The organism is Paracandidimonas soli, from assembly GCF_004342005.1.
Taxonomy (GTDB): domain Bacteria; phylum Pseudomonadota; class Gammaproteobacteria; order Burkholderiales; family Burkholderiaceae_B; genus Paracandidimonas; species Paracandidimonas soli.
On the sequence record NZ_SMBX01000002.1, the window covers coordinates 429,963 to 447,001 of the forward strand.

12 protein-coding genes are annotated in these 17,039 nt (G+C 63.5%); 3 read left to right on the plus strand and 9 right to left on the minus strand.

Annotated features, from left to right (window positions below; all coding sequences use genetic code 11):
• Nucleotides 1-17: 17 nt before the first annotated feature.
• The 9 genes from EV686_RS05635 to ompA all read right to left on the minus strand — a co-directional run bounded on the left by EV686_RS05635 (nt 18) and on the right by ompA (nt 11,659).
• Nucleotides 18-1,427, minus strand: a complete 1,410-nt coding sequence (locus EV686_RS05635) for an MFS transporter (protein ID WP_243650761.1) — start codon at nt 1,425-1,427, stop codon at nt 18-20.
• 110 nt (nt 1,428-1,537) lie between these two features.
• Nucleotides 1,538-4,147: a TRAP transporter permease gene (locus EV686_RS05640; protein ID WP_132474379.1), complete on the minus strand. Its 2,610-nt coding sequence runs from the start codon at nt 4,145-4,147 to the stop codon at nt 1,538-1,540.
• 139 nt (nt 4,148-4,286) lie between these two features.
• Nucleotides 4,287-5,294 (minus strand): TAXI family TRAP transporter solute-binding subunit, encoded by a 1,008-nt coding sequence (locus EV686_RS05645; RefSeq protein WP_132474381.1) that lies wholly within the window; start codon nt 5,292-5,294, stop codon nt 4,287-4,289.
• 111 nt (nt 5,295-5,405) lie between these two features.
• The gene (locus tag EV686_RS05650; protein ID WP_132474383.1) at nt 5,406-6,746 is read right to left on the minus strand and encodes an aspartate aminotransferase family protein; all 1,341 of its coding nucleotides are present in this window, start codon (nt 6,744-6,746) and stop codon (nt 5,406-5,408) included.
• A complete protein-coding gene (locus tag EV686_RS05655; protein WP_132474385.1) occupies nt 6,743-7,684 on the minus strand; it encodes a MurR/RpiR family transcriptional regulator in 942 nt (313 codons plus the stop codon). The genes EV686_RS05650 and EV686_RS05655 overlap by 4 nt, the downstream gene beginning before the upstream one ends.
• A 396-nt stretch (nt 7,685-8,080) precedes the next feature.
• Entirely contained in the window at nt 8,081-9,427 is a 1,347-nt protein-coding gene (gene aptA / locus EV686_RS05660) for an omega-aminotransferase AptA (protein WP_132474387.1), read from the minus strand.
• 98 nt (nt 9,428-9,525) lie between these two features.
• Nucleotides 9,526-10,182: a phosphoglycolate phosphatase gene (gene gph / locus EV686_RS05665; protein ID WP_132474389.1), complete on the minus strand. Its 657-nt coding sequence runs from the start codon at nt 10,180-10,182 to the stop codon at nt 9,526-9,528.
• Nucleotides 10,179-10,907 carry a bifunctional 2-polyprenyl-6-hydroxyphenol methylase/3-demethylubiquinol 3-O-methyltransferase UbiG gene (ubiG, locus tag EV686_RS05670; RefSeq protein WP_132474391.1) on the minus strand — a complete coding sequence of 243 codons (729 nt, stop codon included), beginning with the start codon at nt 10,905-10,907 and terminating at the stop codon, nt 10,179-10,181. The genes gph and ubiG overlap by 4 nt, the downstream gene beginning before the upstream one ends.
• Nucleotides 10,908-11,068: 161 nt before the next feature.
• Nucleotides 11,069-11,659 (minus strand): outer membrane protein OmpA, encoded by a 591-nt coding sequence (gene ompA / locus EV686_RS05675; RefSeq protein ID WP_132474393.1) that lies wholly within the window; start codon nt 11,657-11,659, stop codon nt 11,069-11,071.
• 484 nt (nt 11,660-12,143) lie between these two features.
• Here ompA and gyrA point away from each other — a divergent pair, with 484 nt between their 5' ends.
• Genes gyrA through pheA form a run of 3 tightly spaced genes read left to right on the plus strand, consistent with a single transcriptional unit; the run spans nt 12,144 to nt 17,033 of the window.
• Nucleotides 12,144-14,828, plus strand: coding sequence for a DNA gyrase subunit A (gene gyrA / locus EV686_RS05680; RefSeq protein ID WP_132474395.1), 2,685 nt, complete (start codon nt 12,144-12,146; stop codon nt 14,826-14,828).
• Complete coding sequence (gene serC, locus EV686_RS05685) at nt 14,822-15,955, plus strand: 3-phosphoserine/phosphohydroxythreonine transaminase (RefSeq protein ID WP_132474397.1); 1,134 nt, start codon at nt 14,822-14,824, stop codon at nt 15,953-15,955. Before gyrA ends, serC begins: the two co-directional genes overlap by 7 nt.
• Nucleotides 15,948-17,033, plus strand: coding sequence for a prephenate dehydratase (gene pheA / locus EV686_RS05690; protein WP_132474399.1), 1,086 nt, complete (start codon nt 15,948-15,950; stop codon nt 17,031-17,033). Before serC ends, pheA begins: the two co-directional genes overlap by 8 nt.
• Nucleotides 17,034-17,039 lie beyond the last annotated feature (6 nt).

Here is a 17,039-nt window from a genome sequence, read left to right on the forward strand (position 1 = left end):
GGTCAGGGAATGCGGCCTTATCGAGGAGTATTGCGCATTTGTATCCTGCTGGACAGCAGCATGCAGATGATGCTCATGGCTCCGCATGCGATCAGCCCCGCCTGAATTCCCGATGCGACCGAGCTCCTGGCGATGACGATGCCGATGGCGGCTGTGCCCAGGGCGCTGCCGATGGCGCGGGTAGTCTGCACCAGGCCGGATGATACGCCGATGTCCCTGGGCTCGCTGAGCATCTGCATGAACAGTGTCAGGTTGGGCAGGATAAAGCCGAGCCCGAAGCCGGCCATGGAAAAGCTGAGCAGTATCCAGAGCGCCCCTGAGTCGTTGCCGATGGTCAGTATCATCAGGCATCCGGCCAGCAAGGCGCTGAAGCCGAAGGTCAGCAGGCGCTGCGGCTGCTTCTGCAAGGGAAACAGCCTGCCGTTGACCAGGCTGCCCACGGGGATGCCGACGACCAGCGGTGTCATCAGCAGCCCTGCTTTTCCGGGCCGCAGCCCCAGCGTGTCTTGCAGCATGAGCGGTGAATAGAAGATCAGAATGAACATGATGGCGCCGACGAGAATGGCGCTGAGGTTCAGCAGGCGGGCATCGCGCGTGCCCAGCACGCGCGGCGGAAATATCGGCGATGCCGCGCGCTTGGTGTGCCATAGGAACAGCAGCGCGGCGACGAGGCCCGCCAGGGTCAGGAGCGCGGCCAGCACCGGCTTGCGATGCGCGCCGGAAGACAGGCCCAGTTCGAGGGCCGCCAGCGGCGAGGCAATGGCGACGACCAGCAGCGCGGCGCCGGGCCAGTCTATATGCCGGGCATCGCGCGGCGTGGGGCAGGCGATCCTGGGGAAGAAACGGAACAGCATGAACAGGGCGAATGCGCCTGCGGTAGGAGTGACGAAGAACGCGGCGCGCCAGCCCAGCTCCTGGGTGATGGCGCCGCCCAGGACCGGACCTATGCCGCTGGCGATGGCGAAGGTGACGGAGACCAGGGCCATCCATTGCACGCGCTCGCGCACATCGGGGAACAGATCGGCCGGCGCGGCGAACGCGGTAGCGATCATCATGCCCCCGCCTATGCCCTGGAAAGTACGCCACGCGATCAGTTGAGGCATGCTGTCGGCAAAGCCGCACATGAGCGATCCGAAGGCGACGATGGCCACGGACAGAAGCATGAGTTCGCGCCGCCCGTAGAGGTCGCCGATGCGGCCGAAGACGAGGATGGAGGCCGCCATCGACAACAGGTAGCCGGTGCCCGCCCACGCGTAGAGGCTCATGCCGCCCAGCGCCTGCGCCGCACGCGGCAGCATGTTGGCGACGATGGTGGAGTCGAATGCCACCAGCACCACGGTAGCCGCGACTCCGGCCATGGCGAGCAGGCGTGTCTTGTTCGTATTGGGAGGAAGAGGATTGCTGTCGGGGTGTTGCGCTTGTTCCATCGACGTAAATATACACCCTTGGGAGATATTGTCCATTGCAGGAAGGTCACGCGGAAAAGCACAGGGGCGGCATCCTGCCGCCCCTGTGTTCGATCCCCGATGAAGCGGGATCAGGCTTCGGACTCCTTGCGCATCCGGCGGCCTTGCGCGAGCCAGATGGCGATCAGGATCAGAACCGCGGGCAGATAGGTCCAGAACTCGGACGGGCGGGATGGATTGGGTATCTTGACTTCCTTGACGTCCCAGCCTTGTTCCCAGCCGGCGCGATAGGCGGCCGTGCTGAAACCCACGTTGGCGATCTGCACCTGGTCGCCGAGCGCCGACAGCGTGACTCCCGCATTGCGCAGGCGTTGCCGGCCGATGGCCTCGCCTTCCAGGTTGCTGTCCTCGGGCAGCGCCTGCAACGGCACGGCCACGGTCTTGACCAGTTCGTCACCCTCGATATTCATGCCTTCGAGGACGGCGACGATGCGCGCCTTGGGCGGCAGTTCCGTGGCGATCTGCAGGATTTCCGCGGCCGGCCTGGCGACGTGCTTGGGCGCCAGGTAGTTCATGAACCAGTCCGGACGGAACAGCATGAAGGTCACCAACAACAGCAGCAGCGTTTCGGTCCATGTGCAGCGAACGCGCATCCAGCGTATGGTTGCGGCGGCGAAGGTCAGCGAAGCCAGCGTTGCGCCGGCCACGACCAGGATCAGTTCCCAGGTGCCTTCGATGTCGATCAGCAGCAGCAGCGGATTGAAGATGAACATGAAGGGCAGCACGGCGGTACGCATGGCGTAGGTGACGCCCTGCACGCCCGTCTTGATCGGATCTTCTCCCGAAATGGCCGCCGCCGCGAATGTCGCGAGGCCCACCGGCGGCGTGATGTCCGCCATGATGCCGAAGTAGAACACGAACATGTGCACGGCGATCAGCGGAATGATCAGGCCGTTCTGCGCGCCCAGTTCGACGACGACGGGCGCCATCAGTGTCGCCATGAGGATATAGTTGGCTGTCGTGGGCATGCCCAGGCCGAGCACCAGGCAGACGGCCGCCGTGAACACCAGCATGAGCAGCACATTGCCCATGGAAACCAATTCCACGAACGAAGTCATGCGCAGCCCGAGGCCGGTCAGCGTGATGCCGCCCACGATCAGGCCGGCCGTGCCGCAGGCGATGGCGATGCCGATCATGTTGCGCGCGCCTTCCTGGAGCCCGACGATGGTTTCCTTCAGGCCGTGTTCCGCAGCGGGGCGAACGGCCTGTTTGCGGAACCAGGCGATCAGCGGACGCTGGGTCGCCATCAGGAACAGCATGGATGCGACGGCCCAGAATGCCGACAGCCCGGCGGACAGCATTTCCACCGTCAGGCACCAGACCAGGATGCCGATCGGGATCAGGAAATACAGGCCTGCGCGCACTGTGGGCCAGGTTTCGGGACGCTGCGGATTGGTGATGCTGATTTCTTCCGGCAGGTCGGGATGGCGCGAGGCGATATGCAGCAGCCACACATACAGCGCCAGCAGCAGTCCCAGCAGGATGGGCATGGCGGCATTGCCGGCCACCGCCTGCACGCCGACGCCGATCCAGTAGACCAGTCCCACGACGATCAGTGTGCCCGAGACCCCCATGCCCCAGCCCGCCAGTTTCTGCATCGGCGTTTTGGGAGCGCCCGCCGACATCATGGGCTGGATGCCGAGTTTCAGCGCTTCCAGGTGCACGATGTAGAACAGGGCGATGTAGGAGATGGAGGCGGGCAGCAGGGCGTGCTTGATGATGTCGGTATAGGGGATGCCGACGTATTCGATCATCAGGAAGGCCGCCGCGCCCATGACGGGAGGCATGATCTGTCCGTTGACCGACGATGCCGTTTCGATGGCGCCTGCGCGTATGCCGCCATAGCCCGCTTTTTTCATCAGCGGTATCGTGAAGATGCCGCCCGTGACGACGTTGGCCACGGAGGAGGCGGACACAATGCCGTTGACGGCGGACGATACGACGGCCACTTTCGCAGGGCCGCCGCGCAAGTGGCCGAGCAGGGCGAACGATACCTGCATCATGTAGTTGCCCGCGCCGCATTTGTCCAGCAGCGAGCCCAACATGACGAAGATGAAGATGTACGATACGGATACGCCTAGCGCCACGCCGTACACGCCTTCGGTCGTCAGCCACATGTGGCTGACCATGCGCTCCAGCGATGCGCCGCGGTGCGCCAGTACGTCGGGCAGCCAGGGGCCCAGGAACACGTACAGGATGAATACGGTGCCCAGGATGGCCATGGGAGCGCCAAGGGCGCGCCGGGTCACTTCGAGCAGCAGCACCAGCCCGATGGCGGCGACGGTGACGTCGAACGTGGTGGGCTGGCCGGGGCGCATGGCCAGCTGGTTGTATGCCAGATACAGGTAGGCGCCGCACAGGCCGGCCACGATGGCCAGGACCCAGTCATGCAGGGGAATCCTGTCCTTGGGCGATGATTTGCGCGCGGGGAATGCCAGGTAGCCCAGGAACATTGCCAGGCCCAGGTGCAGGGAGCGCGCCTCGGTATCGTTGAAGATGCCCAGGCGCAGAGTAAACGGTAGGGGCGATGCGTACCACAGCTGGAACAGCGCCCAGACTACGGCGCCTCCGAACAGGACAGCGCCAGCGAAGCCGGAAATGTCGCGGCCGCCACGGTCGACGTCGGCAACCAGCTGTTCGAGTTCTTCGTTCGTTGCGCTGGCGTTGGGTTTATTGCTCATGATTCGTCTCGATCTTGGTTATGCCGGGGCATTGCACCCCGGAGGATCTGCTCGGTCCCGGCGGAGTGCGCCGGGACCGATACCGAATTGTCCGCGCGCAGGCCCGTGGAGCCTGGTTGCGCGGATCTCTGCGAGCTGATTACAGGAGACCCTGTTCCTTGAAGTACTTCTCGGCGCCCGGATGCAGCGGAGCGGACAGGCCGTTCTTGACCATCTCTTCCTTCTTCAGATGGGCGAAGGCGGGGTGCAGCTTCTTGAAGTCCTCGAAGTTTTCGAAGACAGCCTTCACGATCTTGTAGACGGTGTCATCGGGAACCTTGGCCGATGTGACCATGGTGGCGAGCACGCCGTAGGTTTCAGTGTCGTTGGGATTGTTGGGATACAGGCCGCCGGGGATGGTTGCCTTGGCATAGTAGGGGTACTGCTCGACCAGCTTGTCCACGGCTTCGCCGGTGATGGAAACCAGCTGCGCGCCGCAGGTGGTGGTGGGGTCCTGGATGTTGGCGGACGGGTGACCCACACCGTAGAAGAAGCCGTCGATCTTGCCGTCGCAAGTGGCGGCGCCATGTTCATCGGGGCGCAGTTCGGAGGCCAGTGCGAAGTCCTTCAGCGTCCAGCCCTTGGCGGCGATCAACTGCTCCAGCGAGGCGCGAGTGCCCGAACCAGGGTTGCCGACGTTGAAGCGCTTGCCCTTCAGGTCGTCGAATGTCTTGACGTTGGATTCTTTGCGGACCACTGTGGTGAAAGGTTCGGGGTGCAGGGAAAAGACGGAGCGGAGGTCCTTGTAGGCGCCCGAATCCTTGAACTGGCCTTCGCCATTGTAGGAGTTGAACCCTACGTCGGACTGCACGACGCCCAGATCCAGTTCGCCAGCCTTGATGGTGTTCACGTTGAAGACGGAACCCCCGGTGGATTCGACGGAGCAGCGCACGCCGTGCTCCGCGCGGTCCTTGTTGACCAGACGGCAGATGGCGCCGCCGGCTGCGTAATAGACGCCCGTCACGCCGCCGGTGCCGATGCTAACGAATTTCTGCTGGGCCTGCGCGGGCTGGTGGAATACGCCCATTGCGCCGATGACTGCAGTAAGAGCCGCAGTGACGACGAAACGTTTGCCTTTCAGGGGGGATTTGAGCAGAGCTGCTGTCATGGTGTTGTACTCCTTGGTCATTGTTGTAAACCGGTTTGTGGCCGGATGGATTATGGCGCACATGGCGCCGAAAACCGAATCCTGCTGGACAACGTGTCGGTCTGGGCCTGGTCAGGCCGGCAGACTTTCGATGGCAGCCTGGATGGCGGCCGCCAAGCGTTGCACGAGCATGTCTATTTCGTTTTCCGTAATAATAAACGGAGGCGCAAGCAAAATGTGGTCTCCTTGACGTCCATCAATAGTTCCCCCCATAGGGTAAACCATGAGGCCACGGGCAAAAGCCTCGCGTTTGACGCGCGCATGCAGTTGCAGGGCGGGGTCGAATACCTGTTTCGTTGCGCGATCTTTCACCAGTTCCAGGCCGAAGAACAGCCCGCGGCCGCGTATGTCCCCGACATGGGGATGGCCGCTGAAGCGTTCGCGCAGCTCTTGCTGCAGCACCAGGCTCAGCTGGCGTACGCGCTCCAGCAGGTTTTCGTCGCGGATGACGTTCTGCACGGCCAGCGCGGCGGCGCAGGCCGTGGCATGGCCAATGTAAGTGTGTCCGTGCTGGAAGAAGCCGGTGCCTTTCTGCATGGCATCGGCAATGCGCTTTTGCACGACGACGGCGCCGATGGGCTGGTAGCCGCCGCCCAGGCCCTTGGCGATGGTGATGAGATCGGGGACGATGTCTTCCTGTTCGACGGCATACAGCGTGCCGGTGCGGCCCATGCCGCACATGACTTCGTCGGCGATCAGCAGGATGCCGTATTTGTCGCAGATCTCGCGCACCCCCTTGAAGTAGCCGGGCGTGGGCGGGAGGGCGCCGGCGGTGGCGCCGACGATGGGCTCGGCGCAGAAGGCGATGACCTTGTCCGCGCCCAGCTTCAGGATCGTGTCTTCGAGCTCGCGCACCAGCCGCTGGCTGTACTGCTCGGCTGTTTCGTTTTCGTGCCTGTCGCGGTATTCATAGCAGGGCGAGACATGTGCGACGTCGATCAGCAGTGGGGCGAACTGCTGGCGGCGCCATTCGTTGCCTCCCACGGCGAGCGCGCCGAGCGTATTGCCGTGATAGCTTTGACGGCGGGCGATGATGTGCGTGCGCTGGGGCTGGCCGATTTCGACGAAATACTGGCGTGCCATTTTCAGCGCGGCTTCGATCGCCTCGGAGCCGCCGGATACGAAGTAGGCATGCGAGGCGTCCCCCGGGGCGTCGTCGACCAGGCGCTGGGCGAGCGTTTCTGCCGGCTCCGTGGTGAAGAAGCCGGTATGGGCGTAGGCAAGCTGGTCGATCTGCCTGTGCATGGCGTCGATGACGGCCGGATGGCCGTGGCCGAGGCAGGAGACCGCCGCGCCGCCCGAACCGTCGAGCCAGGCGTTGCCTCCGGCGTCGTAGAGCCATACGCCTTTGCCACGGGTGGCGACTGGCGGCGTGTTGCGCAGGGAGCGGTGCATGACGTAAGTGGAGCTCATGATGATGTCCTGGAGATTGTGCGAGGGAATTCTCTGGGAATACTGGCCTCCCAGTAGGCCTGGGTCTGGTGCAGGCGCCTGCCGATCTCGGCGGCGCGCCGCTGCACTGCGCCGCCGCCGAGCGCGGCGATGCGGGCAAGCAACTGTTCGATCAGCGCAGTCGCGCCGGTCACGGTATGGAAGAAGGTGGCGGGAGCCTCCATGGCTTCGGAGCTGCGAGAGGACGCGGCTCCGAACAGCAGCGTGTGCTTCGCGATCTGCGCCAGGGGAGACTGGCTGCTGTCGGTCAGGGCGATCAGGCAGGCGTCCTGCTGGCAGGCAAGGCGCGCCGCCTCGATGGTCGAGCGGGAATAGGGATTCAGCGCGATGGCGACGACGACGTCCCGGGACTGCATGGCATGGATCTGTTCGGACAGCGTGCCGCCGACGCCGTCGATCAGGCTGCCGTTGCCCTTCAGGAGGTGATAGGAGTAGTTCAGGTGAAAGGCCAGGGCATGGCAGATGCGCGATCCGAGGAAGCCGACATGGCTGGCCTGGAGGATGGCGCGGGCGGCCGCGTCGATGGCCTCGGACGTATTCAGGCCTGCCGCCGCCGAAACGGCCTGGCGCTGGATGTCGGCAAGCTGGTCGCGCTGCATCGGACCCGCGTGGCGATGCGTGCGCTGCACATGCTGGACGCTGGCGGCAAGGGGCTCGGTCAGCGCCTTCTGAAAAGGCAGACGGAAACTGTTGTAGCTGGGATAGCCGACGGAGCGGGCGAGCCTGAGCATGGTGGCGGGTGAGACGGAAAGCGCCATTGCCTGGCGGCGCATGGACCACAGTCCGACCTCCGCAGGATGAGACATGACCCAGTCTGCGGCGCGCTGAAGTTCCGGAGACAGCGCATGATAGTGCTGCCGCAGTCGGTCTTCAGGAAGATGCTTTTCTTTTGCCGGCATGGGGGGTACGTCCTACTCCTGCTTTCTGCTGCAAGGCCGTCGGGCCCTGAAATAAAACAAATGATACTTAAGCTTTGCCGGGAAAAACAAATGTTTCTTGCCGGGGTTTTCCCCATGCGCACGCATCCGGGGCGCAAAGGGCCGTGTATTGCACCAATCCGGAGTAAGTATGAAAAAAAGGCCCCCACGCTGCGCAGGCTGGCGCCCGCTTGCGCTCCACCGCGCGGCCTGCAGGCCGCTTGGATTCGCCAGGCATAAGACAGTCCGCAGTGGACTGTCTTATGTCCGGGCTCATCCCCAAGGGGACGCTTTTTGCCTAGGGGCGGCCCGGCGGCAAAAAAACGCCCTATGCGAGGCACAGGGCGGATTGCGATGCTGCTTTTTCCAGCGCTGGTATCAGGCGATCTGCTGCAGGGTATCGCCCACAGCGCTGAACAGCCGGTCCAGTTCCTCGGCTGTCGTGGTGAAGGGCGGCCCGAACTGCAGCGTATCTCCGCCGAAGCGGACGTAGAAGCCCGCCTGCCAGAGCTTCAGCCCCGCCTCGAACGGCCGGACCGCGGCGTCTCCATCGCGCGCTTCGAGCTGCAATGCGCCGGCCAGCCCGCAGTTGCGGATGTCCACGATGTGTTTGCACCCCCTGAGCCCATGGATGGCGGATTCGAATACGGGCGCCAGTTCCGCCGCTTGCGAGACCAATTGTTCGTCGCGCAGGATGTCCAGGGATGCGAGGCCGGCGGCGCAGGCGACGGGATGGGCCGAATAGGTATAGCCGTGACTGAATTCGATGGCGTGCCTGGGCAGGTCTTGCTGCATGAAGGCATCGTAGATGTCGCGGCTGGCGACGACGGCCCCCATGGGGACGGCGCCGTTGGTGATCTGCTTGGCCAGCATCATCAGGTCGGGAGAGACGCCGAATTTCTCCGCGGCGCTGTAGGCGCCGAGACGGCCGAAGCCCGAGATGACCTCATCAAAGATCAGCAGGATCTGGTGCTTATCGCAGATTTCCCTGAGCCGTTGCAGATATCCTTGCGGCGGAACCAGCACGCCGGCGGATCCGGACATGGGTTCGACAATGACGGCGGCAATGGTGGAGGCATCATGCAGCTCTATGAGCCGCAGGAGTTCGTCCGCAAGTGCGACGCCGCCGGTTTCCGGCATGCCGCGCACGAATGCCTGCCCGGCCTGCAGGGTGTGGGGAAGATGGTCCGCGTCCAGCAACTGCCCGAACATCTTGCGGTTGCCGCCGATGCCGCCCAGGCTCGTCCCGCCAATGTTCACGCCGTGATAGCCGCGGGCGCGGCCGATCAGCCTGGTCTTGGCGGGCTGGCCCTTGATGCGCCAGTAGGCGCGCGCCATCTTCAGCGCGGTATCGGCCGCTTCGGAGCCCGAGTCCGTGAAAAAGACGTGGCCGAGATTATCGGGAAGGTGAGAGACAATGCGCTCGGCCAACTGGAAGGACAAAGGGTGGCCGAAATGGAATGCGGGTGAGTAATCGAGCGAGCCGAGCTGGTCGGACACCGCCTTGCGGATGCCTTCGCGCGAATGCCCTGCGCCGCAGGTCCACAGACCCGACAGGCTGTCGAATACCTGGCGTCCGCTGCTGTCGACCAGCCACTTGCCATGGGCGCCCACGATGAAGCGCGGGTCCTGCTGGAATTGGCGGTTGGCGCTGAAGGGCATCCAGTGAGCCCTGAGATCGAGGTCTGCCGTGACAGCGGGCCGGCCTGGGGTGGGCATATCCATCTCGCATGCTCCATGAAGTGGTTGGCGATATCCCTGATTATGGAGGATATGCCCGGCAAGAGCCATGGGGGACCCGCCCGGCGGACGTTTCGCCGGGTTCAGGCAAATCTGCGTATGGCTGGATGCAGGTCGATCGGTCTGGATGCGATGCAGTCCGCCTGCCATTGCGCCGCAGAGGCGGGATCGCAATAACCGTAGGTGGCCGCAATGGTCGGCATGCCCGCGGCCTTGCCGGCGATGATGTCGCGCTCGTCGTCGCCGATGTAGAGGGAGGCTTCGCAAGCAAAGCCGGCCGTGCGCGCGGCGTATTGCAGCGGCTCCGGATGCGGCTTGCTGTATCCGGTGGTGTCGCCGCCGACGATGACGCGAGTGCGGCCGGCCAGGCCCAGGTGTTCTATCAGCGGCAGGGCAAGATAGCTGAGCTTGTTGGTGACGATGCCCCAGGCCAGGCCTTCGGCGTCCAGCGCGTCCAGCAGTTCGGCAATACCGGGAAACAGCGACGTGCGGGACGTCATGTCGCCGGCGTAGTCGTCCAGGAATTGCTGGCGCGTCTTGTCGTATTCCGGGTGCGAAGAGTCCATGTCCAGCGCCACCTTGAGCAGGCCGCGCGCGCCGTGCGAGGCATGGGGGCGATAGGCCTCATAGGGCAGGGGCGGCAGTCCGCGCCGCTCGCGCTGCCTGTTGGCGGCCAGGGCGAGGTTGGGAGCGCTGTCGACCAGCGTGCCGTCGAAATCGAAAAGTACCAGTCGTGTCATGCGGAGCGTGCCGGCTTGCGCGCGGCCATCAGGTAGTTGACCGAAACATCGCCGGACAGGCGATAGGTTTTGCTGAACGGGTTGTACTCCAGGCCTTTCATGCCGCAAGTCTCCAGGCCGGCCTGGCGGGCGGCCGATGCCAGCTCGCTGGGCTTGATGAAGCTTTCGTAGCTGTGCGTGCCCTTGGGCAGCAGCTTGAGCACGTATTCAGCGCCGATGATGGCAAACAGGAACGATTTGGGGTTGCGGTTCAGCGTGGAGAAGAAGATCCAGCCGCCGGGCTTGGCCATGTCGGCGCAGGCACGGACGATGGAGGCGGGGTCGGGGACGTGTTCCAGCATTTCCATGCAGGTAACGACGTCGAACTGCTCTGGCTCTTCCTGGGCCAGCTGTTCGGCGCTGACGGCGCGGTAGTCCACCGACACGCCGGACTCCAGGCCGTGCAGGCGCGCGATCTTGAGCGAGCGCTCGGCAAGGTCGATGCCCGTTACCTGGGCGCCGGATGTGGCCAGGCTTTCGGACAGTATGCCGCCGCCGCAGCCGACGTCCACGACGCGCTTGCCGGACAGGTCTCCGGTATGGGAGATGATCCAGCCCAGCCGCAGCGGGTTGATGGCATGGAGCGGTTTGAATTCGCTTTCGGGATCCCACCAGCGCGAGGCAAGCGCGCTGAATTTGTCGAGCTCGGCCTGGTCGGCGTTGCTGTGTGTGGTCTGGCTGGTCATGACTGATGCATCCGGGGGGGACAGAAAACGCCATTGTACCTGCACGAGTGCCTGGCGCAGGCAAAGAAAAATCCCCTGACCGAGGGTGCAGGGGATTTCGCGGCTTCCAGGGCAAGCCCTGAAGCGAAGGAGGGCAGCGTCAGGCTGCCTTCCGGTCGAAATTAGCGGCGGGTGCCGACGATTTCGATTTCCACGCGACGGTTTTGTGCGCGGCCTTCGCGAGTAGCGTTGGAAGCGACGGGGCTGGTTTCGCCCTTGCCTTCAACGTAAACGCGGTCAGCGGGCACGCCCTTGCCGACCAGGTAGTCCTTGACGGCGTTTGCACGACGCTCGGACAGGCCTTGGTTGTAGGCTTCAGGACCAGTGGAGTCCGTGTGGCCGGTGGCGATCAGCGTTTCCAGGTTGATGGAAGCGGCTTGCGATGCAACCTGATCCAGAATCTGACGGCCTTCGGGCTTGATGGTGGCCTTGTCGAAGTCGAAGAACGTGTCGGCGTTCAGGACAACTTTGGAAGCCGTGGGGGCGACAACCTGGGGAGCGGGAGCAGCCTGGGCAACAGGAACACCGTCGCAGCCGGCGATGCCGGTGGCAGGCGTCCAGAAGTTGTTGCGCCAGCACAGTTCGTTGGTGCCGTTCTTCCAGACGTCACCAAAGTTGCCGCGCCAGTTGTCGACGGTTTGTGCGGAAGCCGAGCCGGCTGCCGTAGCAGCAGCAAAGGCAAGAGCGAGAGCGATTTTGGAGGGTTTGTTCATGTTTCTCCTCGTTTGAGCTTAATGCTGGTAAGTGACCGCAGCGAACCCCCGCCGCATATCAAGAAAACGGAACCAGTATAGCAACGCCATGAGGTTGATCAAGGTATTGCGCTGGGCTTCATGCGTGTTAGGGCGAATCTTACGGCATTTACGCTGGCTTCGTTAAGCTTGTTTGGCCCATATCCCGCAGATAATTGGATTTCCAGGACATCTTTGACAATATTGTTGGTTTTTGGCTACACACGAGTGTTGCGCAAATGCGCATTTTTATCTCATTCCGCCTGTCTTTTTAGCGCCAGGCAAGCCTTATATAAAACATCCGTCCCGGATGGAGGCGCTGATGCGAAGCATCAGGCATGAGGGTGTTTTTCTCGCGGCGAGCCCCGGCCTTCAACGCGGTTCGGGATTAATCCGGCCGGGGTGCTAGAATTTCTCCTTTGCCCGCGGGCCTCTCTTACCAGTATTTAGCGAGTTTCTGAGCCATATGGATTCCTTTGCCAGGGAGACGCTTTCAATTTCATTGGAAGACGAAATGCGTCGCAGCTACCTCGATTATGCGATGAGCGTGATCGTGGGGCGTGCGTTGCCGGATGTACGTGACGGGCTGAAGCCTGTGCACAGGCGTGTGCTGTACGCCATGCATGAGCTGAACAACGACTGGAACCGAGCCTACAAGAAGTCGGCGCGTATCGTCGGCGACGTCATCGGTAAATATCACCCGCACGGAGACTCCGCCGTCTACGACACGATCGTGCGCATGGCGCAGGATTTTTCGCTGCGCTACATGCTGGTGGACGGGCAGGGCAACTTCGGCTCGGTCGACGGCGACAATGCGGCCGCCATGCGGTACACCGAGATCCGCCTGGCGAAGATCGCCCACGAGCTGCTGGCTGATATCGACCAGGAGACCGTGGATTTCGGCCCCAACTACGACGGAAGCGAGCAGGAGCCGCTGCTGCTGCCGTCGCGGCTGCCGAACCTGCTGGTCAACGGCAGCTCCGGCATCGCCGTGGGCATGGCCACCAACATCCCGCCGCACAATCTGTCGGAAATCATCGACGGCTGCCTGTTCTGCCTGCGCAATCCGCTGTGCTCGGTCGATGAACTGATCGAGCATATTCCGGCGCCTGATTTTCCCACGGGCGGCATCATCTACGGCATGTCCGGCGTGCGCGAAGGCTATCGCACCGGCCGCGGCCGCGTCATCATGCGCGCCAAAACCCATTTCGAGGACATGGAGAAGGGCAATCGCCAGGCCATCGTGGTCGACGAGATTCCCTACCAGGTCAACAAGAAGTCGCTGCAGGAACGCATCGCCGAACTGGTCAACGAAAAGAAGATCGAGGGCATCTCCGATATCCGCGACGAGTCCGACAAGGACGGCATGCGCCTGGTGATCGAACTCAAGCGCGGCGAAGTGCCCGAGGTCGTGTTGAACAACCTGTACAAGAATACGCAGCTGCAGGATACGTTCGGCATGAACATGGTGGCGCTGGTCGACGGCCAGCCGCGCCTGCTGAACCTGAAGCAGATGGTGGAGTACTTCCTGTCGCATCGCCGCGAGGTCGTCACCCGCCGCACCGTGTTCCAGCTGCGCAAGGCGCGCGAACGCGGGCACGTGCTGGAAGGCCTGGCCGTTGCGCTGGCCAATATCGATGATTTCATCGCCATCATCAAGGCCGCGCCGACGCCCCCCGTCGCGCGACAGGCGCTGATGGAGCGTACCTGGGATTCCGCGCTGGTGCGTGAAATGCTGGATCGCGCCGATGCGGGCAATACGCCCGGCGGGCGCGCCGCCTACAGGCCGGACCACCTGGCCGCCGGCTTCGGCATGCAGGACGACGGCATGTACCGCCTCAGCGAAGTGCAGGCCCAGGAAATCCTGAACATGCGCCTGCAGCGCCTGACCGGCCTGGAGCAGGACAAGATCGTCGGCGAATACAAGGACGTCATGGCAACCATCACGGACCTGCTTGACATCCTGGCCCGGCCGGAGCGCGTCACGGCCATCATCGGCGACGAACTGACCGCCATCAAGCAGGAGTTCGGCACCGGCGCCAAGGATACGCGCCGCTCGCACATCGAGCACAACGCGACCGAACTGGATACCGAAGACCTCATCACGCCGATGGACATGGTGGTGACCTTGTCGCAGAGCGGCTATATCAAGAGCCAGCCGCTGTCCGAGTACCGTGCGCAGAAGCGCGGCGGGCGCGGCAAGCAGGCGACCGCGATGAAGGAGAATGACTGGGTCGACCAGCTCTTCATCGCCAACACGCATGATTACCTGCTGTGCTTCTCCGATCGCGGGCGCGTCTACTGGCTCAAGGTCTGGGAAGTGCCGCAAGGGTCGCGCAACTCGCGCGGGCGGCCCATCGTCAATATGTTCCCGCTGGTCGACGGCGAAAAGATCACGGTCGTGCTGGCCGTCAAGGAATTCAGCGAAGATCACTACGTATTCATGGCGACCTCGCGGGGCACAGTCAAGAAGACGCCGCTTTCCGATTTCTCCAATCCGCGCAAGTCGGGCATCATCGCCGTGGCGCTGGACGAGGGCGACTACCTCATCGGCGCGGACCTCACCGACGGCGAGCATGACGTCATGCTGTTCTCCGACGCGGGCAAGGCCGTGCGCTTCGACGAAAACGACGTGCGCCCCCTCAGCCGGACCGCGCGCGGCGTACGAGGCATGCAGCTGGAAGACGGCCAGAACGTCATTGCGCTGCTGGTCGCCGGCGACGAAACGCAAAGCGTGCTGACGGCCACCGAAAACGGTTTCGGCAAGCGCACTTCCATCACCGAATACACCCGCCATGGCCGCGGCACCAAGGGGATGATCGCCATCCAGACTTCGGCGCGCAACGGCAAGGTCGTGGGCGCGGTGCTGGTCGATCCTGCGGACGAAATCATGCTGATCACGACCGGCGGGGTGCTGGTGCGCACGCGCGTGTCCGAGGTCCGCGAGATGGGCCGCGCCACGCAGGGCGTCACGCTCATCAATGTCGATGAGGGCAGTGTGCTTTCGGGCGTCAGGCGTGTCGTGGAAAGCGATGCCGACGACGAAGAGGAGGGCGATGGCGAAGACGCCGTGCAAGGCGCCGCTACCGATACTGCCGTCGGGGACGATGGCGCACAGGAAGGTTCACAGGGGAACGGGGAAGCATCGTGACACGAGCATGGAATTTTTCGGCGGGTCCTTCGACCCTGCCGCTGGAAGTACTCGAACAGGCGGCGGCCGAACTGACCGATTGGCAGGGAAGCGGCATGTCCGTCATGGAAATGAGCCACAGGGGCAAGCATTTCACGCGCATCTACCAGGAAACGGTGGCGGATCTGCGCGAGCTGCTGTCCGTACCCGACGATTTCGCCATCCTGTTCATGCAGGGCGGCGGCAGCGGGCAGAACGCGCTTGTGCCGCTGAACCTGATCGCGCGCAAGCCCGCCCGCAAGGCCGACTACATTCTGTCGGGCCACTGGTCGAACAAGTCCTACAAGGAAGCGCAGCGCTACGGCGACATTGCCATAGCAGCCTCCAGCGGCGATGAGATCGTCGTCGACGGCGCGCGCCAGGATCCCTGGACCTGGTATCCGACCCCGGACCTCTGGCGCGTGCGTCCCGACGCGTCCTACCTGCATCTGTGCAGCAACGAGACCATCGGCGGGCTGGAGTTCGCCGATTGGCCGGAGATGCGCGAGCTCGGCGCGCCCGACGTGCCCCTGGTCGTCGATGCTTCTTCGCATATCCTGTCGCGTCCCATCGACTTCTCGAAAGCCAGCGTCATCTACGCCGGCGCGCAGAAGAACGCCGGCATCGCCGGCGTCACGATGGTATTCGTGCGCAAGGATCTGCTGGGGCATGCCTTGCCCGAATGCCCGTCGGTGCTGAACTACCAGCCCGTGGCGGAAAACGACTCCATGTTCAATACGCCGCCGACCTACGCCATCTACATCGCTGGATTGGTGTTCAAATGGATCAAGGCGCATGGCGGCATCGCGGCCATGGAAGAACTGAACTGCCGCAAGGCCGAGCTGCTGTACAGCTACCTGGACAGCTCGAAGCTGTATGTCAGCCGCGTGCATCCCGCGTCGCGCTCGCGCATGAACGTGCCGTTCTTCCTGCGCGACGAAACCCTGAACGCGGAGTTCCTGGCGCAATCGGAAGCAGCGAACCTGCTCCAGCTCAAGGGCCACAAGGCCGTGGGCGGCATGCGCGCATCCATCTACAACGCCATGCCCCTGGAAGGGGTCGAGGCATTGATCTCCTTCCTGCAGGACTTCGAACGTCGCCATGGCTGATTCCCTGAAAGACAAACTGCTTCCGCTGCGCGAGAAGATCGATTCCATCGACGAGCAGATCCTAGGCCTGCTGAACGAGCGGGCGAAGGCGGCATTGGCCGTCGGCGACGCCAAGAAAGAATTCGATGCCAACGATCCCATCCTGAAGCCTGAGCGCGAGGCCCAGGTCATACGGCGGCTGCAGGAGCTCAATCGCGGCCCGTTCACCTCGCAGGCGCTCGAAGCGGTCTGGAGCCAGATCATTTCCACGTGCCGCGGGCTGGAGAGCGAGCTGGCGGTCGCCTATCTCGGGCCGCAGGGATCCTTCTCCGAGGAAGCCGCGCTGCAGCACTTCGGGCACGCCATCCGGCGCGTCCGGTGCGATTCGTTCGACGAGGTCTTCCGGGCCGTCGAGGCGGGCCAGGCCAATGCGGGCATGGTTCCCGTCGAGAATTCGACCGAAGGCGCTGTCAACCGCACGCTGGACCTGTTGCTGAACTCTCCGCTCAGGGTGCTGGGCGAGCGCTCCATGTACATCCGCCACAACCTGCTGACGCAATCGGGCACCCTCGAAGGCGTGACCCGGGTCATGGCGCATCCGCAGGCGCTGGCGCAATGCCAGGACTGGCTGACGCGCAACCAGCCGGGGCTGCTGCGCGAAACAGCAGCGAGCAATGCCGAGGCGGCCCGCATCGCATCGCAGGATCCGACGGTTGCCGCCATTGCAGGCGAAGGCGCGGCGCTGGCCTGGGGGCTGGGAATCACCGTTCCGGGCATTCAGGACGATGCGCAGAACCGTACGCGCTTCCTGGCCATCGGCAATATCGAAACGCTGCCCAGCGGGGACGATAAGACCAGCATCATTCTGGCCGTACCCAACAGGCCCGGCGCGGTCTACGACATGTTGTCGCCGCTGGCGGCCAACGGCGTATCGATGACGCGTCTCGAATCGCGTCCCGCGCGCACGGGGCAGTGGGAGTACTACTTCTATATCGACCTCCTGGGCCACAGGGAGGAGCCTTCGGTCAGGCAGGCATTGACGGACCTGAAGAAGCAGGTGGCATTTTTCAAGGTGCTGGGCTCCTATCCCAGGCAATGAGGACGA

What these genes read in the sequence shown, in the direction of transcription:
- EV686_RS05635 (WP_243650761.1), bottom strand. Translation starts at nt 1,427, where the DNA reads ATGGAACAAGCGCAACACCCCGACAGCAATCCTCTTCCTCCCAATACG.
- EV686_RS05640 (WP_132474379.1), bottom strand. Translation starts at nt 4,147, where the DNA reads ATGAGCAATAAACCCAACGCCAGCGCAACGAACGAAGAACTCGAACAG.
- EV686_RS05645 (WP_132474381.1), bottom strand. Translation starts at nt 5,294, where the DNA reads ATGACAGCAGCTCTGCTCAAATCCCCCCTGAAAGGCAAACGTTTCGTC.
- EV686_RS05650 (WP_132474383.1), bottom strand. Translation starts at nt 6,746, where the DNA reads ATGAGCTCCACTTACGTCATGCACCGCTCCCTGCGCAACACGCCGCCA.
- EV686_RS05655 (WP_132474385.1), bottom strand. Translation starts at nt 7,684, where the DNA reads ATGCCGGCAAAAGAAAAGCATCTTCCTGAAGACCGACTGCGGCAGCAC.
- aptA (WP_132474387.1), bottom strand. Translation starts at nt 9,427, where the DNA reads ATGGATATGCCCACCCCAGGCCGGCCCGCTGTCACGGCAGACCTCGAT.
- gph (WP_132474389.1), bottom strand. Translation starts at nt 10,182, where the DNA reads ATGACACGACTGGTACTTTTCGATTTCGACGGCACGCTGGTCGACAGC.
- ubiG (WP_132474391.1), bottom strand. Translation starts at nt 10,907, where the DNA reads ATGACCAGCCAGACCACACACAGCAACGCCGACCAGGCCGAGCTCGAC.
- ompA (WP_132474393.1), bottom strand. Translation starts at nt 11,659, where the DNA reads ATGAACAAACCCTCCAAAATCGCTCTCGCTCTTGCCTTTGCTGCTGCT.
- gyrA (WP_132474395.1), top strand. Translation starts at nt 12,144, where the DNA reads ATGGATTCCTTTGCCAGGGAGACGCTTTCAATTTCATTGGAAGACGAA.
- pheA (WP_132474399.1), top strand. Translation starts at nt 15,948, where the DNA reads ATGGCTGATTCCCTGAAAGACAAACTGCTTCCGCTGCGCGAGAAGATC.